Raw genomic sequence first — 26321 nt, 5'->3', positions numbered from 1 at the left:
AAAGAGTCTATCGACCATGTGGGAATATACTTAACGATTAATTGTTCAATTTCCGAAATTAATCGCTAAGAAGGAGCAAGGCGTTTACAGTCCTTGATAATGCGTTACCAGCGTGCCTTTGTGCTCTTTTAAAGAATACTTGATAACAGCAATTGAGGCCGTAGAAAACAAACTTGTGGTGTAAGACTGGCACAGTTCATCAACGAGATAGCTAACTAGCGGCATGTGACTAACAACAAGAAGTTTTTTGATTGGTTTTTTGGAATTGACCGCGGCGTGAAGAAGTCCATCAATATAATCACTCACCAGTCTTGGCGAGCCTTCCGGAACGATATCTTCATTATTTTCAACTTTGTTCGCAATGATATCAAGCGATACCATATCATGGGTCTGTTTGGCTCGACGATAAGGGCTCACAAGCGCTAAGTCCACAATGCCTTTCTGGCAATACTGATCTTTTAACCATAAAGCTGCTGTTTTGGCTTGCTCTCTACCTAATGGTGTAAGTTGCCTGCTTTTATCATCGAGTCTGGGCGCTTCTGCTTCACCGTGACGCATAATGAAAAGATAAATGTCGTCGTTGCTACTTTGACCTGACATAACATTGCGCATAGTATTAATGAAAGTATGCTAACGATATCAGAGAGCTGATACTACGCCTAGCGCTAAACCGCGAATAGTGAGAATTTTCGTACATTATTTAACGTTTTGTGAAGTTTCTCTTTATAGACGCTCCAGCAGTAAGGTGCTCTTGACCAAAAACGAGACAATGTGAACAACACCATAAATTTAGAAAACGCACATCACGTTACTTTACCTAATGGGTTGCGTGCCATGTTATGTCACACGCCAGAAGCAAGTGAATCTTTTGTTTCAATGGCGGTAAGAGCCGGACACTTTTATGACCCAAACGATTGCCAAGGGTTAGCCCACCTTCTTGAACACATGCTTTTTATGGGTAGCCGTCATTTGCCCAAACCCAATGCTATAAATGGATTCATTGAGCAACACGGCGGCACAATCAATGCGTGGACAGGTACCGAGTACACAAATTACCATTTCAATTGCAGCGGTGACGCTATTGCGCAAACATTGCCTGCATTTGCAGATATGCTTAGGCAACCCTTATTTGAAGAAGACGCACTAACCAACGAAATAAAGAACATTCATGCTGAATTTGAGTTTAAGAAAAAAGACGACCTTCGCCGCCTTTATCAAATTCATAAAGAGACATGTAATCCAGAGCATCCTTTTGCAAAATTTTCTGTAGGCAATTGCGATACCTTTTCTCAACACGAATGTACAGAGCTTAAACGTCGCCTGAAGTCACTGCACCAATCGTATTACTGTGCGCTTAATATGCGCTTGTGTATAGCCAGTCCTATGCCAATACGTCAACTAGAGGCGTTAGTGAATCAGTGTTTTGGGACATTGCCAAGTGGACAGTTAGCCTCTGACGACTGGCCTTCGCTTTACACAGAAAATGAACTGGGCATTCAAATCAACATTCATCCGCTGCAATCTGCTAGACGTATGATAGTGACATTTGCCCTCCCCGCTTTACAGAACGACTACAAAACCAAACCGCTGAACTACATCAGCCATTTGATTGGTGACGAAGGTGAAGGAAGCCTACTTGCCTATTTAAAAGAAAAAGATTGGGCGTTAAACCTGATAGCGGGCTCTGGAATAGAAGGCGATAAATTTAAAGATTTTAACGTGAGCTTTCAGCTTACCCAGGAAGGCCTTAAACACAAAGCGCAGGTGTTAGAGGCACTATTTAGCTACATCGAATTAATTAGAGAAGCATCGACTGAAGAGTGGCGCTTTCACGAAAAGTCGCAGCTAAACGCGCTGGCCTTAGAGTACGAAGAAAATGTGAAGCCGCTTGGGATCATAACTGAGTATGCACAGCATCAATTTATATTCGAACCTGACGAATTAAATAGACTTCGCTCTACTATTGGTAGTTATGACAGAAGCATAATTGAGCATGCATTATCTTTTTTCACGCCCAAGAACCTTCGTTTAAAGGTTATATCAAAAGATGTTAAAACCACTCAGGTTTGCGCATTTTATGAGGCTGAATATAGCGTTGAAGACATCGACGATGCGCTAATACATTCACTTGAAAGCGCAAAGAAAATCCCAGAATTGTGTCTTCCCCCACCCAACCCTTATTTGGCGAGCGAATACACGCTTATCCTCCCTGAAACGGGGTTTAATGTTCCAAATAGGTTGGTAGATAATGGTGGCTATCGGTTTTGGTTCGCTCAGGACCAACAATTCCATAGCCCCAAAGGCGATATTTATATCTCTTTCGACGCAGCTCAGTTTTCAGACTCTTTGACCTCTGTTGCGGCCAAGCGAATTTGGCTCGGCGCACTTAACGATCATCTCCAAGCTAAATACTACCGAGCTGAAATAGCAGGACTTCACTATCGGATTTATGGGCATCAAGCTGGATTTACCCTACACACCCGTGGTTTTACGAATCAGCAGACATTATTAGCAAGTCAACTTCTTGACGCCGTTCTCGGTTTTATTCCTGACGAAAGAGCCTTTGAACATCACAAAGCACTTCAAATTCAAAGCCTTCATAATTCACTGTTAAATAAGCCGACTAACCGTTTATTCTCTCGTTTAAGTGTTCTTATTCAACGCAACACGCAAGCGCCAGTTGAATTATTAGACGTGATAGAAAACATCTCTTATAACGAGATGCTAGGCTGTCGCAGTGCAGCCTTTGAGCATTATTTTGTAGAGGCATTTATGCATGGCAACTGGGCAAGCGAAGAAGCAAAGGCGTTTTCGACATCGCTTCATAGCCATTGTAAAAATGCAGGGGGAGCTCCTCTTTCTCGTGCGGTATCTAAGCTGCCTGTGGGCGGCACTCTTTATCACGAAGTGTTGTGTAATCACGATGACTCAGCGGTCGTACTTTATTTACAAGCACCTTCTCCTAGCCTCACCGACACCGCATTATGCATGGTTCTTGAACAGATGCTGGCAGCACCGTTCTTCAATTCGTTAAGAACAGAACAGCAATTGGGATACATAGTCGGTACAGGCTATGTGCCACATAATCAACACCCCGGAATGGCATTCTATATACAAAGCCCGCAATGCAGTCCAAAGCAGTTGCTAGATGCAATGACCGCCTTTTTATTCCAGCAACTCAATGAAATAGAGTTCTATCGTTTTTATTGGCCAACTATCCAACAAAACCTTATTAAGCAGTTAGAAGAGAGAGACCTTACTCTTTCGATGAAGTCACAGCGTTTATGGGTAAGTTTGGGTACGCAAGATTTAGAGTTTAATAGAAATGCAAAGCTTGCTGAAAGAATCAAAGGCTTGAGTTTCGAAGAGATTCAAGACTTCGCGCATCAACTCGCTAAACGAGAGCGCTGCGGGGAATTGGTGCTGTTCTCTCGAGGAAAATTTGAGAGTATTCCCACGCAGGAAAAACGAACGATTAACAGTATTTCTGAATTCAAAAAAGAAATTCCTTACTACTAAAGCTGCATGATAGGCACGTGCCACGGTCGTTAAGATTTTAATCAATCTGCCGATACCCAGTGGTATTCGCAGACAAGGTTGGTTAATAAGTAAACCATCATTCTTGTTATTACTAAAAAGTCCTTGTAGAGGCTTAGTTAATTCGGCATATTTATTATTCTGGCTGTTAGGGATGCCGCCAGTGAAATAAAAAAATAATAAATGGCGTATGCCAAAGGTGTGTAGGTGCGCTCAACCCTAATTTATTCAATTTCTCTTCTTTTGTTGGCTTTGTCAGGAATTCTTTTTTCTTCTGCAAAGGCGATAGAGGTTTCTGATCTTCATTTCAATGAGCTAAATAAACAGCAAGGACTCTCTGACACTGCGGTATTGGATATCGTTGAAGACAATAAAGGATATATTTGGATCGCGACCTCCAATGGTTTAAATCGCTATTCTGGTTATGAGGTGAAGCAATACCACCCTTCAGATGTTGACCACAATTCACTTCCGTCCGGCTATACTCAAAATCTATTCTTAGATTCTCATGGCGAGTTATGGGTGGGAACACAAGCAGGTCTTGCCAAGTATCAACCTGAAAGCGACAACTTCAAAGTTTTCAATAGAGAAAATAGTGTAATTAAAGTTGATTTTATTACTGGCATCGGAGAATCGTACGATGGTGACATTCTATTCGCTGATCTGAAGTTTCTTTACAAGTTATCGAAAGAGAGTCATCAAATTGAGGTTGTAAAACAGATACACAAAGACCAGAGTTTTATAAAGGTCATTTATGATGAAGCGAACCGCACCTGGTTAGGTTCAAATGAGTTTGGGCTTTCGCTTATAGACAAGGCTGACGAGTCACTTTATTCCGCAACAAAAGTAAATCCATGGGGAATCAACTTGGATGTTCGTTCTCTTCACGACATCAAAGTAATCAACGGTAACTATTGGCTTGCAACCAATGAGGGCATCTATGTCATAACTGCTTCGGGTAAAATACTTCAACATTTTAAAGACGCATTCACTTCTAAGTCTGATGAAGCGCTTAATACCCTAACAATCTATGAGAAAGATGACGACATCTGGATTGGCACTCAAGCAGGCCTATTCATATTTAGTGATGCAGCAACGTCAGAGATAAATGGCAGCTTCCAGCCGAGGGTCATCTACCTTGATCACGACAATCAAGAGCTGACAGGCTTGCCTACAGCAACAATCATGAACCTAGTAACAGATAGAGTCGGTGGTATCTGGGTTACGACAATAAAGAGCGGTGCATTTAGGTATCACCCAGACTACGCTACAACTAGGTATAAATCTGTTTTTAATTCTTCGAACTTATCCGAGGATGACTACTCCTCAATATGGGGATTTGCAGAAGACTCCGCCAACGACATATATGTTGTTTCTCAACAAAGAGGACTTGGCGTTATTAATAGCTCTAGCGGAGAAGTAAAGTTCTCAGAAACCTTCTCTGATTTTGCGAACTCAATAACTTACTGGGATGTTGAAATAGATACCAAAGGTACATTCTGGGTTGCATCCTCTAATGGCATCTATGTTTTGAGGCAGGTGGAAGGAAAGCTTCAATTAATAGATCATGTGTTCGAAGGGTTATTTATCGATTTTCTCTATACCAAAGGGGACGAAGTTTGGATCTGGGAGGATACACAGGGACCGGTAAAACTATCTCTTGGTTATGATTCGTCTAAAGCATCCGTTGAGCCAATAAAAATAGAGATAGACTCATCTCGTTTAGTTCCGATCTATAAAGATAATGATAATCGACTTTGGCTGAGAAGCGAGTCAGGTGTAAGTATATACTCGCTGAAGAACAGGGAGTTGATCAAAAACTTAGATCAGAGCAATGGTTTCGATTCACTCGTTTACGGCGTTTACGAAACACCAGACTCATACTGGTTAACTACTCGCTCGAAAGGAATTTTGCAGGTCGACAAGCATTCTCTTGAATTTGTCAAAAGGCAAGTTCGTACAGAAAACTCTGGGCTAATAATATCATCCGTAGGTATCGATAACAGTATTTGGTATGCAGATACTACGGGAGTTCACCAAATCAAACTTCCCGAACTTGAAGAAGTAAGTTCGGTTCCAAATTCAGAGCTTAACTACAATTCTTTAGGCGAGAGCTCAGCTTTCGCATCCTCAGAAAAAACTATCTATTTTGGTGGGATGACTGGTTACAACATAATAACGAGTAAGAAAACTAGCTCAAAAGATGATTTGACGAAAACACTTATCCCAGAGCTTTCTGAATTAAAAGTTTTTGGGGTATCTAACAATAGGTCAAATGTAATTCAGAGGGAAAGCAGTGGCGAAACAAGTTATTTCTCATCGGCACAAAATATAGGAACTAAAAAGTCGATTGCGCTAGATTACAATGAGTCTAGATTCAGCATATCTTTCAATTTACTCAACTCTGTTTACCCGCAACACGTGGTTTACCGATATCGGTTAATCGGTTTTGACGACAACTGGATTGATAATGGAGACGACAGAGTTGCTCAATTTAATAATATAAGCTTTGGAAACTACGTTTTCGAGGTACAAGCAAAAGCGCCAGGAAGGTTGTGGTCTGACAGCAGAAATCTTTCAGTTCAAATCGCAAGACCACCTTGGCTTCATACTGTTGCTATTGTTTTTTATTGTATTGTCGCATTCGCTATTTTTGCATTCATCGTTCGCCAATATCAGATAAGGAAGGCAAACCAGCTTGCCATTAAAGAGTCCGAAGAACGCCTTAAACTGACGCTATGGAGTTCTGGAGATGAGCTGTGGGACTGGGACGTATACAGAGGCCAAGTTTACCGTGCAAATACGTGGGGCACACTTGATTTTCCACAAGATGATATACGCACTACAGGCGCTTACGATGCAAACATTCATCCTAACGACGTAAACCGTGTTAAAACTGCCCTAAGAGACCATCTTGAAGGTAATAGCGACTTCTACGAGCTTGCATACCGCGCAAAGACATTTAAGAATCAGTGGATTTGGATACTTGACCGCGGAAAAGTGGTTGAAAGAGACCACAATGCTCAGCCGGTACGAATGACTGGTACGCTTAAGAATATTCATCACTTAAAAGAAGCTGAAGAGCAGCTGAATCTATTTAAGCGTTCAATTGAGAATATTTCTGAAGGTGTATTCATAACTAATACCCAATTTAAATTCATAAGTGTAAACAATGCATATTGCGGTTACACCGGCGAGACCCGCGATCAAGCGTTAGCAAGCTATATGCACTTCCATCTATATCCAGACGCGTTTACCGAAGAAATTAAGAAAACGCTAAAAGCAAAAGGTAACTGGTCAGGTGAAGTAGAAAGTGTGCGAGTGAACGGCGAGCGCTATGAAATGGAATTAAATATAGACGCCGTCCATGACGATGACGGAAAAATAAGCCATTTTGTAGGCGTATTTAGTGATATCACGTCAAGAAAAAGTACTGAAAAAGAACTATTGAAACTAGCTAATACTGACCCGCTCACAGAGCTTCCGAATCGTTCGTTCTTCCAAGCTAGCCACCAGAACTTGGTGCGGAAAGGAGCACAACATACTCTGCTCTGTTTAGATATGGATAACTTTAAGAAAATAAACGATTCTTTAGGCCACCAAACGGGCGATATATTAATTAAACAAATAGCAAAGCGCTTACAGAGAATTACGGGTAAGAGTGCGACCTGCTATCGTTTAGGTGGTGATGAATTTAGTGTGTTAATGGAAGACAATGCCGATATCCACACGGTAACGCATTACGCACAGAACCTATTAGACACATTATCTCGCCCCTTTATCATTAATAAGCAAGAGTTTGTATTGGGTGCCAGTATTGGAATCGCATTCTTCCCTGACGACGGCACTTCTCCCCAAGAAATGCTGAAAAACGCCGACACAGCCATGTATTTCGCTAAAAACAATGGCGGTAACAGCTATCAGTTCTTTAGCGGAGAGATGAATCAAAACGCCGTTAGGCAACTGCAAATTGAAAACCTTATAAGACAAGGTATTAAAGATGACTTGTTTACGGTTTACTACCAGCCGAAAGTAGATATAGCCTCAGGTAAGCTAGTTAGCATGGAAGCTTTGGTGCGCTTTGAGCACCCCCAAAAGGGCATAGTAAGCCCTGGGCAATTTATCCCTCTGGCAGAGCAAACAGGCCAGATTATAGAAATTGGTGAACAAGTGCTAAGAAAGGCTTGTGCAGATACCAAACGCTGGGTAAACCAAGGTTTGTTTAGTGGTCGTGTAGCTGTGAATATATCTGCGAAGCAGTTCGAATTACCTGACTTAGACGACAGAATAAACAAGATTTTAAGCGATATCGGTTTGTCACCACTACATTTAAAGTGCGAAATAACTGAAGGTACGCTAATGGAAAGTCCTGAAAACGGCCTTCAAATGATGACTCGCCTTCGCGAAAGAGGTATTCACCTAGCGCTAGACGATTTCGGTACAGGTTACTCGTCCCTAGCCTACTTAAAGCGATTCCCGCTAAACACGCTAAAAATTGACAAAGCATTTATTGACGATATTGCAAAAAGTAATGTAGATCGTCATATGGCGGCTGCCATTATAAATATCGCCCACAATTTAGGCTTAAAAGTTGTAGCGGAAGGCGTTGAAGAAGAAGCTCAGCTAGATATTTTACGTCGCTACGATTGTGAGATGTTGCAAGGCTTCTTATACAGCCGACCATTAAATGCAGAGCGCTTCGAGAAGCTTCTCACCGAGAATCAAAAGCTTCATACGCTGCTTGGCCACTCTAACTTTTAATAGCCCTTACCTTTTACTTGCGTATAGGGCGCGTGCTTTCCCCTGCCTAATGCCGCTCATTGCAGCTTTAGGCAAAGTCATGCCTATTCAACCTTAGTTTATTAGACTTTAGTGCCATTAAAATGGCGCTTGTGAACATCGACAATCCTCCGCATTAAAACGAAAAGCTAACCGACTGATTATATTGGATATTTTAAAAAATATTATTTTTGGCACACATTTAGCTAAGTATTAGATACCGATGACAAATATAAAAAATCGGTTTTGTTTGTTCGTTCAAAATAATCAGAGGAAATTAACATGTTAAAAGAGTACGCAGTTGCACTAGTACTTTCTACCGCTACCCCAGTTGCTGCCGACAAGCAAGAAGGCGCTAAACAAGCTCCTGAGTCGCAAAAAGAGACAGTAACTCAACCACAAACAGTTCGCCCTAAGACGGGTGGTGGCGGTTACGGTATTGGTCTTTAAGAGATACCTTAGAATTTCCAAAAAAAGAGAGCAACGCTCTCTTTTTTTATACCTGTATTTTACGCCACACTTACTTATTTCAGCAGACCGCTAGGAAAGACTACGCAGAAATATAAAGGTTATTAAACCCTACTGCATTTCGCCAATGTATATGGCGAGAGATGGAAAACATAGGCAGTAAGACTGGACCTAACACAAAACCCGCTATCGCCCACTTTTTCGCGCTCATTCCCCATTTAAACGCTTCTACATAAAAATATAGAGAAAAGATAACGCTTAATACTACGAGTGAAATCACACTGCCTCCGCCTATTTGACCTAATTACGTGGGATTACTTTTCCCCATCAATTATTCAATTTAACTTACTGATAATTGACGCCAACAATTTGACACGTTCATTTTTTAACCGCAGGAATTCTACCCAAAATAGAACAATAAACCAGCAAAAATACCCATTAGACATAAAAAAACCGGGCAATGCCCGGCTTTTAACATTTTATAAACTTAGATGTAAAACTTTTGATCGTTTTCTGCCATTTTTACTAACACTTCAGCAGGTGCAAATTTATCACCTACAGCAGTAGCATAATGGTTTAAACGAGCAACAACGTGTTTAATTCCCAGTGTATCCATATAGCGGAACGGGCCGCCTAAGAATGGAGGGAAACCAATACCGAAGATAGCACCGATATCGCCGTCACGGGCACTGCGGATAACGCCCTCATCCAAACAGCGTGCCGCCTCGTTAAGCATCATTAATACACAGCGTTCAGCAACTTCTTTTTCGCTTAACTTTGCAGAAGGTGAAAGACCCAGTAGTTCGTAGATTGACTCGTCCACTTCTTTACCTGGTTTTTTGCCTTCATAAGAATAAAACCCTTTTTGGTTTTTCTTACCCTTTCTGCCGTCTGCAAGTACTTTATCGAAAGCACTTGGCGCAGTGAAGCGCTCGCCGAATGCCTCTACAAGAAATGGGATGATCTTGGTGCCAACGTCAATGCCCACTTCATCAAGTAGCTTCACAGGACCTACAGGGAAGCCAAACTTAACCAACGATTTATCGATATGCTCAATAGGCTCACCGTCAAGAATAAGGTTTGCCGCTTCATTCATGTAAGGTGCCAAAATACGGTTTACGTAGAAACCCGCACCGTCTTTAACAACAACCGGTGTTTTGCCTTGCTTTTTAGCAAATTCAACCGTCGATGAAATGACTTGGTCAGACGTTTTATCGTGAGCAATTACTTCGGCCAAAGGCATTTTGTCTACTGGAGAGAAGTAATGCAGACCAATCACGTTTTCAGGACGTGCTGCTTTAGCTGCAATTTGTGTAATTGGAATAGACGACGTATTAGACGCGAAGATCGTGCTTTCTTTGCAGTTCTCTTCAATATCCGCCACCATTTTCTGCTTAAGGTCTAGATCTTCGAAAACCGCCTCAACCACGATATCAGCATCTTGGTAGCCGCTATAATCTAGCGTACCGGTAAGAAGCGCTAACTGTTTCTGCATTTCACTATTGCGCATGAAACGCTTCTTCACTTTTTTATTTAAGATGTCATAGCTATATTTCATTGCATTGGCAATGCCTTCAGCACGCACATCTTTGATACGGACAGGTACACCGGCTTTGGTCGACGTTACATAGGCGATACCACCACCCATTAAACCACCGCCAAGCACACCGACTTTCTTCATTTTTTCAGGTTTAACACCTTCAACGCCGTTTTCTTTCTTCATTTCTGTCGTAGCGAAGAAAATCTGACGTAACTGGAAAGATTCCGGCGTCATAACAAGCTTACCAAAGGCTTCAGCTTCGGCTTTAAGCCCCGCTTTCATCCCTTCGTTCATGCCCGTTTCAATTACATCAATAATGTAACTTGGCGCTGGATAATTACCTTTGGTTTTGGCAAATGTCGCTTCGCGCGCTTTTTTGAACATCATGTTACGGCCCGGGCCGGTCTTCTCTAACACTTTGTCCATCACACTCTTTTGCGGCGCTTCCCTTTCTGGTTTGCGTTTAAGCGCAAACTGTTCAGCTACCTTCAACAAAACACTGTGAGGTACCACATCATCTACAATACCGTACTTTTTAGCTTGCTTAGCGCGTGCAGGAGACCCAGTAAGCATCATTTTCATCGCTTGCTGAATGCCAATTAGGCGAGGAAGGCGCTGAGTACCACCGCTGCCTGGCAACAAGCCAAGCTGCACTTCCGGTAGACCTACCTGAGTACTAGGTGAATCGGTACATACGCGATAGTGACATGCAAGCGCAAGCTCTAAACCACCACCTAGCGCTGGGCCATGGATAGCCGCAACGAAAGTAACCTTCATGTTCTCGATTCTATCGAAAATAGCTTGGCCGCCAGCGGCGATAGTTGTGGCGTCTTCCGCAGTTTTACACGCTGCTAGCATGGTGATATCGGCACCTGCTACGAATGAGCTTGGCTTGCCGCTTGTTAACACCACACCTTTGATGCTGCTGTCGCGTTCAATATCATCAAGCATGGCAGATATCTCATCGCCAAACTCAGCTTTAAGCGTATTCATGCTCTCGCCAGGTACGTCCATGCTAAGAATAGCAACGCCATTATCTTGCTTGGTTAACGTAAATGCGCCTGATGTTGGCTGAACTTCATTTGTCATTTCTTGTTCCTGACTCATATTATTCTGTCTCCACAATCATTGCGGCACCAAGACCACCCGCAGCACATGCAGTAAGAAGGCCTGTACCACCGCCACGGCGATTTAGTTCGTTAAGCATTTGCGTAATCATACGTGTACCGGTTGCGGCAAAAGGGTGACCGTAGGCAATTGAACTACCCATCACGTTGAACTTGTCCATGTCAATTTCGCCCGTCGCTTTGTCGCGGCCGAGTTTCTCTTTGGCGAACTTGTCACTTGCAAACATTTTAACGTTTGCCAAGGTCTGCGCTGCGAACGCTTCGTGCATTTCGATTAGCGTTAAGTCGTTTAGCGTCATGCCTGCGCGGTCTAGCGCAATAGGTGTCGCGTACGACGGCCCCATTAGCATGTCTTCCCACACGTCGATTGCCGAGAACGCGTAGCTCTTAATGTAACCAAGCGGCGTATAACCTAGCTCTTTCGCTCGGCTTTCTGTCATCATAAGCACTGCAGAAGCACCGTCAGTAAGCGGTGTAGCGTTTGCCGCAGTTACCGAGCCGTACTTTTTATCGAATACTGGGCGAAGTTTCGCGTAGCCTTCAAGCTTAGAATCGAAACGTACGTTGTTATCGCGCTCAAGCGCACCTTTATACGGTTCAGCATAAGCGGTCATCACTTCGCTAGACAGCTTGCCTGCTTCCCAGCTTTCAGCAGCTAGACTGTGCGAGCGATGTGCAAGTTTGTCTTGTTCTTCACGAGAAATTTGATGCGTTTTCGCCATTTGCTCTGCTGTCTGTCCCATCGACAAACCGGTAGAGTACTCTGCTACCGCAGGAGGAACAGGCGCTAGGTCTTTTAAGCTTAAACGCTTGAAGATGTTTAGCTTTTGGCCAAGGGTCTTGGTTTTCTGTAAATCAACCAGCGCACGCGCAAGATTCTTAGAAACCCCAATAGGTGATACCGACGTTGAATCAGCACCACCAGCAATGCCTACCTGTACCGTACCAGCCATCATGCTTTCTGCGATGTTTACCGTTGACTGGAAGCTCGTCGCACATGCGCGAGATACGCTGTAAGCGTCGGTATGAATATTCATGCCCGTGCCAAGCACGATTTCGCGCGCAATGTTAGGCGCTTCAGGCATTTGTACTACTTGACCGTAGACAACCTGGTCAACCCACTCTTTTTGAACACCATGGCGAACGAGAAGTTCGTTTACGACCATTTTACCTAGATCAACAGCCGGAACACCGTGGAAATATGTAGCCATTTTCGCAAACGGAGTACGCAACCCCGCGACAATGGCGATGCGATCACCCTCTCGGGTAGTAACTGATTGTTTTGTTGCCATAATGCACCTAAATTAATGACCGACTTCCGTTTGAGCTTATCGCCCCAAAGTGGTCTGACCTGTAATAAACCCGATTTTTACAAACAATGAACAAAATAGCAAATAATGCAGGGTTAAGGGCAACATAAATGAAACTAAAGTTTGCCCTGTTTACAAATTTTGACCGTTTTATGCTATCGAAATTTAAAAAGTTTGCTTTGCATCCAACCGCATATCGCATTTTTATTACTGTTTGACGACTTGAAGAAAGATAGAATGAACCTTATATGGAAATGAAAGTCTGTTTTGTGTCATTGTGACGGGCTAGAGCTATCTAAATTAATATGTAATTTACTTTTTAGCTAAGCGATCACTTTATAAGATATTTAATAAATCTATCGTTCAAATGACACTTCCTGATAACGAGAACTCAAACGGAAATTTTGCATTATGGCAGCAGCGCAATTTCAACAGTTACACGCTTATTTAGACCAACAGATTATCGGTCAGCATGCGTTAACCAAAAGCCTTCTAATCGCTCTTTTGGCCGACGGCCACCTTCTGGTAGAAGGTCCTCCAGGGCTTGCAAAAACACGCGCAATCAATGCACTTGCTAATGGTATTGACGGCGACTTTCATCGCGTACAATTTACCCCAGACCTTTTGCCTGCCGACTTAACTGGGACAGACATATACCGCCCCGAGACTGGCGAGTTTGTTTTTCAAAAAGGGCCGCTTTTTCATAACCTAGTGCTAGCCGACGAAATCAACCGTGCACCTGCAAAAGTGCAGTCGGCCCTGCTCGAAGCCATGGCCGAACGTCAGATTACGGTAGGCAGTAAAACCTACCCTCTTCCTCCGCTATTTTTAGTAATGGCGACGCAAAACCCGCTAGAGCAGGAAGGAACTTATCCATTACCTGAAGCACAGCTAGACCGATTCTTGATGCACGTGGACATCGATTATCCTGGCGCTGAGACAGAATTGGAAATATTGCGCTTAACGCGAGGTGAGGCTCTCTCTGAGCCACCCGTTACGCCACCAACGCTAACTCAAGACGATATTTTTACGTCGCGTAAAGAAGCGTTGTCTTTGTATATGGCGCCTGAGTTAGAACAGTATTTAGTTCAATTGATTATGGCCACACGTCAGCCTGCAAATTTTGACGCGGAATTAGGCCAGTGGATAGCGATGGGAACAAGCCCTCGAGCAACCATCAGTCTAGATCGCTGTGCACGCGCTCACGCATGGCTTAGCGGCAGAGATTTTGTTGGACCTGATGATATTCAAGCTGTGGTTCACAACGTGCTTCGCCACCGTATTATTCTGTCATATCAAGCCGAGGCTGAAGGCGTAACGATTAACGACGTACTTGATAAGATTGTTGCAACTGTCGCAGTCCCTTAAGCTATGGTGAATGTACAAGCGCAGCTAAACAAGCTGCAAAGTAATGGCGTCTCGTTGTCTACAGCAGAATTATTACGCTACCAGCAGTTAGCTAAGCTGTTTAGTTTGGCGCCTAAACGTATGCCACAAGCTAAACTCGCTGGAAGTTATCTCACCAAGCACAAAGGCCGAGGCATGGAGTTTGATGAGGCCCGGCATTATCAGCCCGGTGATGATATTCGCGCTATTGATTGGCGCGTTACTGCGCGCACGGGTAAAACTCACACTAAAGTGTATCGGGAAGAGCGAGAGCGCCCGGTTTTTCTATTCTGTGACTACCTACCTTCAATGGCATTTGGCACGCAGCTGCTTACTAAAGCGGTGCAAGCCGCTCATGTATCTTCATTAATTAGCTGGTCTGCTGCCGCTCGCGGCGATAAGGTAGGCGCGCTAGTATTTAATCAGCAACAGCACAAAGAAATTAAACCACTAACACGCAAAAAAGCCGTGTTGCACGTGTGTCATGAACTTATGGCATTGCACGAACAGAGCGCGCAATCTGAGCCGGACAAAGACAAAGACGAACAAGCTTTTGCCGATGCGTGTGCTAGGGCAAGGCGACTAGCAAGGCCGGGGAGCCTGGTTTATCTCGTGTCAGACTTTCAGCATTTAAGTACCCAAGCTATTCAACACTTAAGTCACTTAACTCGACACTGTGAAGTGAGGGCTATCGTGATTAACGATCCAATAGAACACGCTTTGCCGCAAACCAGTTCATTACAAACCGTCAGCGTTTCTGATGGTCGAAACCAACAACGTTGGGTGTTAGGCGACAATACCGAGCAGCAGCACTATCAAAAATGGCGCAGCGAACACAACAGCGCGATTTATAGCACCTTGCGCAAAAACAATATCGCTCGATTCAGTGTTTCAGCGGGTCTTCCCCTAGACGAACAGCTTCAAAGTATGCAGCAAGAACAACGGTTGGAGCTTAATTAATGCAGAGCAACAATCTTTTATCAAGCCTTTTATCCAGTTCAGCTCAAACGACATCGGCTAATCAAATGCCAGTGCCACCTCAGCAGCAAGACCCACTTGCTCAGCTGCGCGATATACACGTACCTACAGAGGTCAACGTTTGGCCATTAGATTGGGGTTGGTGGGTCGCTATCGCAGTGTTTTTACTTGCCCTATTTTGCCTGTATAAAGCTATCACTGCTCACATACGTCACAACAAGGCGCGTAAGCAAGCTTTAGCCTTGCTTGAATCGATTTCAGCACAACAAAGTAATTGGCCCGTGGCGTTAAACTCAATTCTAAAACGCACGGCTATGAGCTATTACCCAACTCAGCAAGTAGCCGGGTTATACGGTAAACAGTGGCAAGCGTTCTTAACCTCTGCATTGAAAAGTAGTGATAGCAAACTTGAAAGTGATTTAGGTTTGTTAGTAAGTAATGTTTATCAAGCCACCCCCAGCCCTAGTGATTTTGAAACCTGCAAAGGGGCAGTAAAAAACTGGCTTTTAAAAGCCAAACTGCCAAAAAACAAGGGGGCTTACGGCGGTGTGAATGATGGCGGTCTAAACGATGGTAGCGCTCATGATAAGCAAACCAAGGAGCCGCATCATGCTTAATTTTGCTTGGTGGTGGGTCTTTTTCGTACTCCCCTTGCCTATTATCGTACGCCTGCTTTCTAAAAAAGCACAAGACATGCCCATGGCTGCATTGCGGGTACCAAGTTTACGACCTGGCGATGTGTCAGAGCAAATCCAGTTGAAACAAACCAAAATACCGCTGTTGGTAAGTAGCTTGATATGGCTGCTGCTAGTGACGGCTGCCGCGCGCCCTCAATGGTTAGGAGAGCCTGTCAGCATACCGAATGAAGGTCGAGAAATGATGTTAGCGGTGGATTTATCTGGCAGTATGAAGATAGATGACATGCAGCTTAATGGCCGACAAGTTAACCGTTTAACCATGACTAAGTCGGTGGTTTATGACTTTATTCAGCGTCGCGTTGGCGACAGAATTGGCCTTATCTTATTTGCCGATACCGCGTACGTTCAAGCGCCGCTTACCTATGACAGAGATACCGTTTCCACACTTCTGAGTGAAGCTGTCATTGGGTTGGTTGGCGAACAGACGGCCATTGGCGATGCGATAGGTTTAGCGGTGAAGCGCTTTGACGAACGGGAAGAGTCTAATAACGTGTTAATTCTTCTTACCGATGGGCAAAATACTGCAGGGAATATTACACCCGAACAGGCGAAAGAGTTGGCAATTAGTAAGGGTGTGAAGGTATACACTATAGGTGTGGGCGCAGATAAAATGCTGATCCAGAGCTTTTTCGGCAGCCGACAAATAAACCCATCGCAAGAACTTGATGAAGGCATGTTAACCGACATTGCGACTAGCACTGGCGGCCAATATTTTAGGGCTCGAAACGCCCAGGAACTTCAAGCTATTTATCAACAACTTGATGCGCTTGAGCCTATTGAAGGTGAAACGCGTAAGATGCGTCCATTGAGCGCACTGTTTTACTATCCCCTTGGTGCGGCAATATTACTGTCAGCACTATGGGCATTCTTGACGGTTCTTTTATCAACATTTCGTTGGTTCGCACAAAGACGAATTAACTCGTCCCAGCCACACCCGAACTCAGCTGATTCTATACAAGCAGCTCAAACAAATAGGGAGACGAAGTAATGGAATTCGACTTCTTAAACCAATTTCATTTTTTACGCCCCGAATGGTTTATCGCGCTCGTTCCCCTGATGCTGCTTGTGTTTTTAATTAGAAAAACCACGGCTAAGCAATCTGGCTGGCAATCTGTGATCCCTTCTCACCTATATCAATACATGGTGATTGGAAAAAACGAAATGGGCGCAAAACCTCCAATGTGGATGCTTGCTTTTGTGTGGATTATAAGTGTGATAGCACTCGCTGGCCCAACGTGGGAGCGCCTGCCGCAGCCGGTATACCAGTTAAAAATGGGACACGTTATTGTCATAGATATGTCGCTTTCAATGCGCGCTACCGATATGACGCCAGACAGGCTAACGCGCGCTAAATATAAAGCGATAGACCTAGTCAACGCTATTGGTGAAGGTGAAATGGGCTTGGTTGCTTACGCTGGCGATGCGTTTGTCATTAGCCCTTTAACCGAAGACGCAGGAAATATTACAACCCTTATCCCAAGTCTTTCACCGGAAATTATGCCCGTGCCGGGCAGCGACCCACTCCTAGGCATAGAGAGTGCGTCTGAGCTTCTCACGAATGCCGGATATAACTCAGGCATGATCTACTGGATTACTGACGGTATAGAGTTAGAACAACAACAAGAACTTCAAGAGTATGTGGCCTCTATTCCTTTTACAGTAAATGCACTTACCGTTGGAACGTCTGAAGGCGCGCCTATTCGCCAGCAAAGCGGCGAGCTCTTAAAGGACTTCACTGGCAGCATAGTTATACCCAAGTTAAACGAAGGCGCAGTGAAAGGCGTGGTTAAAACCAGCGGCGGACGCTTTGAATCCTTTACATCAAACGACGCCGACATTGATGCCCTCGCCTCGGTATCTCTACTAGATAAAAGCGACAGCGAAGAGAACGAAGAAGAGAGTAATTTACAAGGAGACCAGTGGAAAGAAGTTGGCCCTTACTTGCTGCTTATACTTCTTCCGTTTGCCGCTTTTGCATTCAAACGCGGGTTAGTTTTCATCGTGTTAGTGGGTTTACTTAGCCCCTCTATGATTAAAAACGCCCATGCTTTGCAACGTGCCCAACCCTCAGAAATTGCTGGAACGTCACAAGACATAGACGCACCGGAAAGCGCAAAGGAGATGGCAAATAAACCCGATTCACTTTCATGGTGGCAAATGCCATTTATGAATGACAACCAAGAAGCATTGAACAGCTACCAAAGAGGTAAATACAAAGACGCCGTTAACAAGTTTAATGATGAAGCGTGGAAAGCATCATCACTTTATAAATCAGGTGACTACGAAGGTGCGTTAAATGCCTTCAGAAGCATTCCTGGTCCCGAGAGCCTTTACAATCAAGGCAATGCACTGGCAAAACTCGGTAAGCTTGAAGACGCTATTAATAAATATGATCAGGCGTTAAGCGAAGCCCCCGATTTTGACGATGCAAGAACCAACAAAAAGATCGTCGAGGATTTGCTGAAACAGCAGCAACAGCAAAATCAGGAGCAAAACCAGAACGAAAATGGCGATGATGGCGAACAGAGTGACTCGCAGGATAATGGCCAAGATAACTCTGATAGCCCTAATAGCAAACAGCAATCAGGGGACCAGAACAATCAGGAAGGTTCAAATGAGCAGAATGGTCAGCAAGACGATAATGAGGGTCAACAGTCTGACCAAAGCCAAGCTAACGATGAACAGCAAAGTGGCGGAGATAACTCACAACAGCCTGATGATTCCGAGATAAACAAACAGAACGAGTCATCAGACTCTCAGCAGCAAAATGCAGAACAAGAGCAGTCTGACCAAGGTGATGGTGCGCAGCAAGACGGCGCGCAAGCACAAAAAGATGAACAGCAAGCAGAGCAGGAAGCACAGGCAATGCAAGGTCAAGAAACCGAGCTTACCGACGCAGAAAAAGAAGAGCTGCAGCGAATGGAGAGTTTAATGCGCCGCGTGCCAGACGACCCTGCATTCCTACTAAAACGAAAAATGCAATTAGAAGCACAAAAACGTCAGCGTCAACGTATGCCTTCAAACCGGAGTGATTGGTAGATGAGAGCCTTATTACAGTCTACACGTATAGTTTTTTTATTAACCCTACTCTTAAGTACGGCGGCTTATGCCGATGTAAATTCGCTGGAAGCCACCATTGATAGAAACCCTGTTATGTTGGATGAAGCCATTCGCTTAACGGTTACCGCAGACGGCAGCGCGGACAGAGATGCATTCGACAGCTCTCCTCTTCTTAAAGACTTTGTGGTAGGAAGAACATCAGTAAGTAGCCAAACCTCAATCGTCAATTTTGACACCAAGCGCACCACCGTTTGGACCACTACGTTATTTCCTCGTAAGGAAGGCACGTTCACCATTCCTTCATTAACCATTGAGGGAAAATCTACCCAACCTATTCAGGTCAAAGTTATTCCGGTTCAAGAAAAAAGTAATGTCGCCCGAGACTATTTTGTTACCACTGACATCGACGTGAAAGAGGCCTATTTAAATCAACAGCTGCTTTACACGGTTAAGCTGTTTCTTTCTAGCAATATTGAGCGCGGCAGCCTACAAGCGCCAGAAATGCAAAATGCGGAAATCACCCAGCTAGGAGAAGATAAACAGTATACAGATATAGTAAATGGAAGACGGTATCAAATTATAGAGCGTCAATTTGCTGTTGTGCCTCAAGCATCCGGTGAATTTACGCTAAGAGGCCCTATTTTCACTGGCGAAGTTATGGCTGCCAATACTAACCAACGTTTTGGCTTCTTCAACCGCACCCAGCAAATTAATCGGGTTGGGCCCGACATTACGGTGAACATTAAGCCCATTCCTCAGGGGATAGATTACCCTTGGTTGCCTTCTGCAATGGTGCGAGTGGATGAAGAATGGCCACAAGGTGATAGTTTTGTAGCAGGTGAACCAGTCACCCGTATTGTTACGCTAACCGCATTGGGCGTAGTAGAAGAGCAGCTTCCTGATATTCCTGAGTTTTATCCGCCAAACTTTAAGCTGTACCCTGATCAATCTAATACTACGACAGTCGAAAAAGACCAGAGCTTAATTTCACAGCGCCAAACGTCGCTGGCGATCATTCCAACGCAGCCTGGTAACTTTGTCTTACCTGAAATTACTATTCCTTGGTTTAATACGCTTACTCAGCAAACAGAGTATTCCACTATTCCCGCCCGTTCAATTACGGTAGCGCCAGCGTCTGGCGCAAATAATGCCAATACTCCGAATAGCTTAGACACTCCATCAATCAGTAGTGCAAGCAATGAAGATATTCAAAATGATATACCGACAACTGCGAAACAGCCTAACGCTAGTGCTAGCAATGAGGATAAACCATTAGACAGCGCTTCAGGTGACGTCAGTACTGACGAAAGTACCCAGCTTAATTGGATGGTAACTTGTGCATTACTTGTGCTGTTCATCATTGCGCTTACAGGATGGTTAGTTACCTACAGAAAGCTTAAACAGGCTCAGTTTATGGGACCTGGGCTCACTAACAAAACCGGTTCTGCACAGCGCCCCCACTCTTATGCTCAGTGGGATGAAAAAGCACAGTTTCAAAACCTAATGTCAGTAATAAAGGCAAAGGACACACGTTTACTTACGCCTGCTCTTAAGCAGTGGATAAACGCGTTAACTTCGGGTAAAGCGCAACTTTCGCAGTTTGAAGGAATCAACGCAAGTGTTAATGAGCTCTATGCACTGCGCTTTTCAGCCAATAAAGCTGACGCTAACACCCAATCTAAACAGGTCATGAAAGCTTTAGATAAACTTTCACATGAAGCTAAGCTTGCCCGCAGCGAATGGAAGCAAAAAAGTGAAGGGAACAATAACACGCTATCTGCCTTATATCCTGCTTCATAAAACGCATTTCATTTGCCAATACACTAGAATTTGCGTAATGAAAGCCCTTGCAACTAGCTAAATCTCAGTGGCAAGGGCTTCGTAACAGAAATGTTTGCGTTTGAGAAACAGTCGAGCCTTTGGGCCTTATTGTCCTCTTTAAGGCTTATTAATCTTTGAAGCTTTAGCTTATAAAAATAATCAATTAAACGCGACGGGGAATATAATGAAGAAAACACTAGTAAAGCTAACGCCAATTGCGTTGGCCATTACCACGCTTACGGCTTGCTCTCCTGCAAGTGAAACCGCTAAAACAGCGCCAGAACCTATTAAAACAGAACAGCCAGCCGGGCAGTCTGAATCAGAGCGCCTTAATGCGTTCTTCGAACGTACTTTTGAAGAAGATCTTAAGCGTTCGCCATTATTTCAAAGTTACTTGGGTAAAAAATGGGACTATGACAAATGGGATGACATCAGTGACGAAGAAGCTGATGCTCGCATTGCCATCGCCAAAAACCGACTAGAAAAGCTTAATAGTTTTGACACCAGTCAGTTAAGTGAACAGGAACAGCTAAGCTTGCGCCTGTACAAACTAGGTATTGAGCGCGATTTAGCTAACGACGAATTTCGACATCACCGTTACATTGTACATCAGTTCCGCGCCGCACATACACAGGTGCCTAGCTTCCTTATCAACATTCACAGCGTAAAGAGTAAAGAGGACGCTAAGGCATACATTGGACGACTAGACAATGTACGTACGTACTTTGATCAAGTTATCGAACAAATGAAAGTTCGCGAAAAAGCCGGCGTATTCCCCCCTGCATGGGCCTACGATCAAATGATTGATGCGTCAAAAAACGTGATTACCGGCGCACCGTTTGATTCTAGCGAAATACCTTCAACTATCTGGGAAGATTTTCAAAATAAAGTAAATAGCCTGGATATTACAGAGGCGGAAAAAACGACGTTATTAGGTGAAGCGAAAGCCGCTTTGGTAACTTCAGTCATGCCGTCATACGAGAAGTTTATCGAAGAACTCGCTCATCAAAGGGAAATCACGCCTGAAGGCGATGGTGTGTGGCGCTTACCCAATGGTGATCAATGGTATCAGAATCGTCTAAACTGGTTTACCACTACAGACCTAACCGCTGAAGAAGTCCATCAAATTGGCTTAGACAATGTAGAGCGCATACACGATGCAATGCGCGACATTATGAAACAAGTGAAATTTGAAGGCACCCTTCAAGAGTTTTTCGTTTTCATGCGTGAAAACGAGCAATTCTATCTACCTTCAACAGATGAAGGTAGACAGCAATACCTTGATATGGCGAAAACAGCCATAGACGACATGCGAGAAGCTATCCCTGAATACTTCGGTATTCTTCCAGAGGCGCCCATGATTGTTAAACGGGTTGAAGCATTCCGCGAACAGTCTGCGGGCAAGGCGTTTTATCAAAGCCCGGCGCAAGATGGCAGCCGCCCAGGTATTTATTACGCAAACCTTTATGACATGAAAGCAATGCCTACTTATCAGTTAGAGGCGCTGGCGTATCACGAAGGCATCCCAGGTCACCACATGCAGCGCGCTATTGCACAAGAGCTAGAAGGTGTACCTCAATTCCAGAAATTCTTGAGCTTTACCGCATACACAGAAGGTTGGGGCCTATATACCGAAGAACTTGCAAAAGATATGGGCTTTTATAAAGACCCTTATTCTGATTTCGGTCGTCTAGCCATGGAACTTTGGCGCGCTTGCAGACTTGTGGTTGATACGGGTATTCATGCGAAAAAATGGACGCGTGAAGAAGCCGTAGATTACCTTGTTGAAAATACGCCAAACCCTAAATACGACGCGCAAAAAGCCATTGAGCGCTACATTGCTATGCCAGGTCAGGCTACGGCCTATATGATTGGTAAACTGAAAATTATGGAACTTAGAGAGCATGCCCAAGCTGAACTTGGTGACAAGTTTGATTGGAAAGGCTTCCATGACGAGGTATTGAAGTACGGTCCAGTCCCACTTTCTATTTTAGAAGAAAACATTAATGCTTGGATTACTTCCCAAAAACGTACCTAGTTTTTCGAACTAGGTGCTCTGATCACTGGAAATAAAATGAAAACGCGCCTTTCGGCTAACGAAATGGCGCGTTTTTTATGCCATAGTGAGAAAAAATTAAGTTTTTGGATTTTTTTATGTTTGGGCGAAATAAATCCGATAGTGCTCAGGTCTTATCGGGTATGAAAGCAAAACACCAAAGATATGAAGCATTAGTAAAGGCATTTCACGCCGACATCTACCGCTATGCATTTTGGCTTATCAAAGACCAGAGCATTGCTGAAGATGTTGTTCAGGAAACCTTTTTACGTGCTTGGCGCTCATTAGACGCCCTAAATGATGAAAAAGCAGCAAAGTCATGGTTAATTACCATTCTTCGCCGCGAAAACGCCCGTCGGTTTGAACGCAAACAGTTCGACACAGTAGATATTGATGATTGCCATATTCAAGATGACACACAGCATGCTGATGGGGACTTGAAAGATAGAGAGCTTCAGCGACTATTAGGTGGATTGAGTGTGGAGTATCGTGAACCCTTAATACTCCAGTTGATTTTCGGTTTTAGTGGCGAAGAGATCGCCAACCAGTTAGGGCTTAACAAAAACACGGTAATGACTCGCCTTTTCAGAGCGAGGAATCAGCTAAAAGAGGCATTAGAGAAGCAAAATGAACAGAGAGGTCGTGTAAATGGATGAGTTAGAATTTAGGCGTCGTATCTACGCCGATCCAGAAACGACTGACAGTGATGTTGTAGAAGCGGCAAAAGCGGATGAAAGTAAACGCAGTTTCTGGAATGAACAAAAGCAGTTAGATAAGCAATTAAAGCAAGCATTGAAAGTCGATGTACCAGAGGATCTCGCAAGCAAGCTAATATGGCAGCAGTCTGCAGACGAATTCACCCGTTATAAACGCAGAAGTCGCTGGTATTTAGCCATGGCTGCATCGGTTGCTTTCACTGTAGGTATCGGACTTACCATGTGGTACCACCAACCGCTTAGTATTGGCGGACAAGCACTTGCCCATATGCAGTACGCAGAAATGGAACACGCTCATTCGTTGCTTCCTGTTGATTTGAACATGGTTAACGCAAAGCTAGCAAGCTTTGGTGGCAGCTTTAGCGAAATGCTCGACGGTGTAGAGGTCGCAAACTATTGCCATTTGAGCACAGTTAGAAGCCTTCATCTGATTGTGAATACGCCGCAAGGCAAGATGTCGGTATTCGTAGTACCTGAACGTGGAGATGTCTCCGTTCCAAGCGAGTTTGCCGATGGTCAGTACCACGGAGAGAGCATTAAAATGAAACACGCCAATGTAATGATTGTTGGCGATAAAGATGCTGATTTAAGCGATATGAAAAAGGCGGTGTCAGAAAGGATTCAATTCTCTGCTTAACACACGTTATGTAACTGTAAAGCGTTCCAAAAAAGTGCGTATCTTTAGCACTTCCCTTCGTCGGCCCCCTATGGGCCGATTTTTTTGCCCAAAATTAAGATGAAACCCTGTTCAATAAAACTTATACTCCGACTTAAAGGTTAAAACGTCCGTTTTAATTTCAGTTAATCACTTCATTCAATTACCCGCAGTAAAGAGGTCTCCATCACAATGAGCGCTTGGTTTCGTTTTACAAGGCTAATGATTTGCCTTTTGATTCCTGCAATAGCTTGTTTCACTGTCTTTGCTCAAAGTATAGATATTCCCAACGCACTTAGACTAAAAAAACTTGATAATTATAGTCATATAGCTGCAACGGCAATTTATCATTGGAATACACCTAGCGAGGTGAGCAATGAGAATATCATTGCTATGTTAACGAGCGCCGGTTTGCAGAATGACACGCAAAGTGAAGGCGTGATATTTAGACACTTGTTGGCCACTTATACTGCGAATGATGCTGACTCGCCGAGAATCCCACTTTTCGTTAAAGAGCCTCTATTAGATAAGCATTGGCAAGAGCTTAAGACAATTAAGCCTGAGCTTTTCGCTGCTGCGAAGGCATATTACATTTATGCTAGAGCGGTAAATGATTTTAAAGGCTCTGACCATAGGGTAAATTTTTCTGTTCCTGAACTGCGCCGTTTACAGCGAGAAGCGCTAGAAACTGGGAGTCGACGAGCCACTGCTATAGCTAGCATATGGTTAGCGATGGAACTCACCCTTGCGAACCCAATACAAGCAATTAATGAAATCGAATATGCGTTACCGCACCTTCCTCGATACTCATCAGACAAAAGCTTAGAAAATGCGTTATCAAACGTAATTGCACATGATTGGCTGAGAGGTGCTTACCTGGAACTCTTCGTTCCAAGCAGAGCATTTTTCCACTCAAAAGAGATCATTGAAAGTAAAACGCAAGATAACAACACCATGGTAAAGACTTGGGCCTACTTCTCGGCCATCGATTCATTGTTAATTCAAAATAAGTTTGAAGAAGCATTGGCTATGTCAAACGACGCAATAGAGCATTTGTCCACAGTAACGTCAGTGCACGAAAAGTTGTTGACGTATGTCCAAAGACTTCGTGTAGTAGTGTTTCAAAAAAGCGAAGGATATGAACTGCTAGCGCAAGAAGTCATGACGCAAATCAGGCAGCTTGATACCACAGAGGTAAAACAAAGAACTGAGGAGCTTTCAGCTTACGCAGATGCACTTTACGCAGCGGTATTGAACGATGATGCTAAATTTCAAGACTCCCTTCAGCGTTACCGCAATATCGTTCTGGCTACTATTCCAAATTCGGGTTTTAAAGAAAAAATCAAGCTTAGGTTAGAGCGGGAGCTTTCTAGGCTTTACGATGCTTCGGGTGACTACGAAAAAGCATATGAGCATTCGAAAACCTACAATAGGCTTCTTGTTGAAAAAAACACTGAGCAATTCAAGTTATCAAATTCTTCGTTTACCGACGGCATTGCGAAAGATATCGAGTTAGCGCGATATCGACAAAAAGAACTCACTGTGCTCAGAAGTGAAAAAGATGGCCTTTCTACCGACAAAGAAGCAATGAAAACCACCATTTTTGCGTTGATTATCACAATTCTCATCATTCTTGCACTTTGGCTATGGATTTCAAAACGACAGAGCGACTTGCTAGCAGAGCGTGACTCACTTACCGGTGCTCTCACGCGACGAGCCATGCTAAACAGTTTGAAAAAAGCACTGAAAGGCAATAAAGCGTCCTGTATTGCTCTACTTGATGTCGACAACTTTAAAAAGATTAATGACAAATACGGCCACGTTGTCGGTGATGAAGTGTTGACTACCTTTACGCAGATTATCAAAAACCGAATTCGTAAGTCAGACAAGCTCTGCCGATATGGCGGCGAAGAGTTTTTGATTTACTTTTCCGACTCCGACCAAAGGTCTGCTAAGCGAATTCTGGACGAGCTGAATTTCGCGCTTTCTCGCCAGAAACACTGGAGCAATACAAAAGAAATGTTTTCCGTGAGTTTTTCTTCGGGTCTGTTAGACGTCAACGGAGAAACCAACCTAGACACCATTATCAAGATGTGCGATGAGCTTCTCTACAGAGCCAAAAGAGAAGGTCGAGCGCGCGTTGCATCTTTTCCAATTTAACCTTTCGCCAAACTTTATTTACGAATTACC

General features: G+C 43.9%; 17 protein-coding genes. 13 read left to right on the top strand and 4 right to left on the bottom strand.

Annotated elements, in window-relative coordinates; translation table 11 throughout:
• Positions 1-84 precede the first annotated feature (84 nt).
• Positions 85-600, bottom strand: a complete 516-nt coding sequence (gene sixA, locus AC0J2X_RS15205) for a phosphohistidine phosphatase SixA (RefSeq protein WP_014976012.1) — start codon at positions 598-600, stop codon at positions 85-87.
• Positions 601-771: 171 nt separating this feature from the next.
• On the opposite strand from sixA, the gene AC0J2X_RS15200 reads away from it, so the two are divergent.
• The 3 genes from AC0J2X_RS15200 (at position 772) to AC0J2X_RS15190 (ending at position 8766) form a co-directional block, all read left to right on the top strand.
• Positions 772-3519: an insulinase family protein gene (locus AC0J2X_RS15200; RefSeq protein ID WP_069943961.1), complete on the top strand. Its 2748-nt coding sequence runs from the start codon at positions 772-774 to the stop codon at positions 3517-3519.
• A gap of 225 nt (positions 3520-3744) precedes the next feature.
• A complete protein-coding gene (locus AC0J2X_RS15195; protein WP_472996184.1) occupies positions 3745-8298 on the top strand; it encodes an EAL domain-containing protein in 4554 nt (1517 codons plus the stop codon).
• Positions 8299-8598: 300 nt separating this feature from the next.
• Complete coding sequence (locus tag AC0J2X_RS15190) at positions 8599-8766, top strand: hypothetical protein (RefSeq protein WP_168532690.1); 168 nt, start codon at positions 8599-8601, stop codon at positions 8764-8766.
• A 100-nt stretch (positions 8767-8866) separates the two neighbouring features.
• Here AC0J2X_RS15190 and AC0J2X_RS15185 read toward each other — a convergent pair whose 3' ends face one another.
• The 3 genes from AC0J2X_RS15185 to fadI all read right to left on the bottom strand — a co-directional run bounded on the left by AC0J2X_RS15185 (position 8867) and on the right by fadI (position 12743).
• Positions 8867-9064 carry a hypothetical protein gene (locus tag AC0J2X_RS15185; protein ID WP_080760023.1) on the bottom strand — a complete coding sequence of 66 codons (198 nt, stop codon included), beginning with the start codon at positions 9062-9064 and terminating at the stop codon, positions 8867-8869.
• A 207-nt stretch (positions 9065-9271) separates the two neighbouring features.
• Entirely contained in the window at positions 9272-11413 is a 2142-nt protein-coding gene (fadJ, locus tag AC0J2X_RS15180; protein ID WP_472996183.1) for a fatty acid oxidation complex subunit alpha FadJ, read from the bottom strand.
• Between the two features lie 19 nt (positions 11414-11432).
• The gene (gene fadI / locus AC0J2X_RS15175) at positions 11433-12743 is read right to left on the bottom strand and encodes an acetyl-CoA C-acyltransferase FadI (protein ID WP_014948809.1); all 1311 of its coding nucleotides are present in this window, start codon (positions 12741-12743) and stop codon (positions 11433-11435) included.
• A gap of 429 nt (positions 12744-13172) precedes the next feature.
• Here fadI and AC0J2X_RS15170 point away from each other — a divergent pair, with 429 nt between their 5' ends.
• From AC0J2X_RS15170 to AC0J2X_RS15125, 10 genes are all read left to right on the top strand, one after another.
• Positions 13173-14129, top strand: coding sequence for an AAA family ATPase (locus tag AC0J2X_RS15170; protein WP_014948808.1), 957 nt, complete (start codon positions 13173-13175; stop codon positions 14127-14129).
• A gap of 3 nt (positions 14130-14132) precedes the next feature.
• On the top strand, positions 14133-15107 hold the full coding sequence (locus AC0J2X_RS15165; RefSeq protein ID WP_110287762.1) for a DUF58 domain-containing protein: 975 nt from the start codon (positions 14133-14135) through the stop codon (positions 15105-15107).
• Positions 15107-15742, top strand: a complete 636-nt coding sequence (locus tag AC0J2X_RS15160) for a DUF4381 domain-containing protein (RefSeq protein ID WP_069943958.1) — start codon at positions 15107-15109, stop codon at positions 15740-15742. The genes AC0J2X_RS15165 and AC0J2X_RS15160 overlap by 1 nt, the downstream gene beginning before the upstream one ends.
• The gene (locus AC0J2X_RS15155) at positions 15735-16811 is read left to right on the top strand and encodes a vWA domain-containing protein (RefSeq protein WP_069943957.1); all 1077 of its coding nucleotides are present in this window, start codon (positions 15735-15737) and stop codon (positions 16809-16811) included. The genes AC0J2X_RS15160 and AC0J2X_RS15155 overlap by 8 nt, the downstream gene beginning before the upstream one ends.
• Complete coding sequence (locus AC0J2X_RS15150; RefSeq protein WP_069943956.1) at positions 16811-18862, top strand: vWA domain-containing protein; 2052 nt, start codon at positions 16811-16813, stop codon at positions 18860-18862. The genes AC0J2X_RS15155 and AC0J2X_RS15150 overlap by 1 nt, the downstream gene beginning before the upstream one ends.
• Positions 18863-20683, top strand: coding sequence for a BatD family protein (locus tag AC0J2X_RS15145; RefSeq protein WP_069943955.1), 1821 nt, complete (start codon positions 18863-18865; stop codon positions 20681-20683).
• 205 nt (positions 20684-20888) lie between these two features.
• Positions 20889-22742 carry a DUF885 domain-containing protein gene (locus tag AC0J2X_RS15140; protein WP_069943954.1) on the top strand — a complete coding sequence of 618 codons (1854 nt, stop codon included), beginning with the start codon at positions 20889-20891 and terminating at the stop codon, positions 22740-22742.
• A 116-nt stretch (positions 22743-22858) separates the two neighbouring features.
• Entirely contained in the window at positions 22859-23416 is a 558-nt protein-coding gene (locus tag AC0J2X_RS15135) for a sigma-70 family RNA polymerase sigma factor (RefSeq protein WP_014976004.1), read from the top strand.
• Complete coding sequence (locus AC0J2X_RS15130; protein ID WP_014948800.1) at positions 23409-24113, top strand: DUF3379 family protein; 705 nt, start codon at positions 23409-23411, stop codon at positions 24111-24113. The genes AC0J2X_RS15135 and AC0J2X_RS15130 overlap by 8 nt, the downstream gene beginning before the upstream one ends.
• A 429-nt stretch (positions 24114-24542) precedes the next feature.
• A complete protein-coding gene (locus tag AC0J2X_RS15125; protein WP_231515013.1) occupies positions 24543-26291 on the top strand; it encodes a GGDEF domain-containing protein in 1749 nt (582 codons plus the stop codon).
• Positions 26292-26321 lie beyond the last annotated feature (30 nt).

Source organism: Alteromonas sp. R7 (assembly GCF_055755235.1).
The sequence above is the reverse complement of the archived record's forward strand: the minus strand, read 5'-3'. Positions and strand labels throughout refer to the sequence as shown.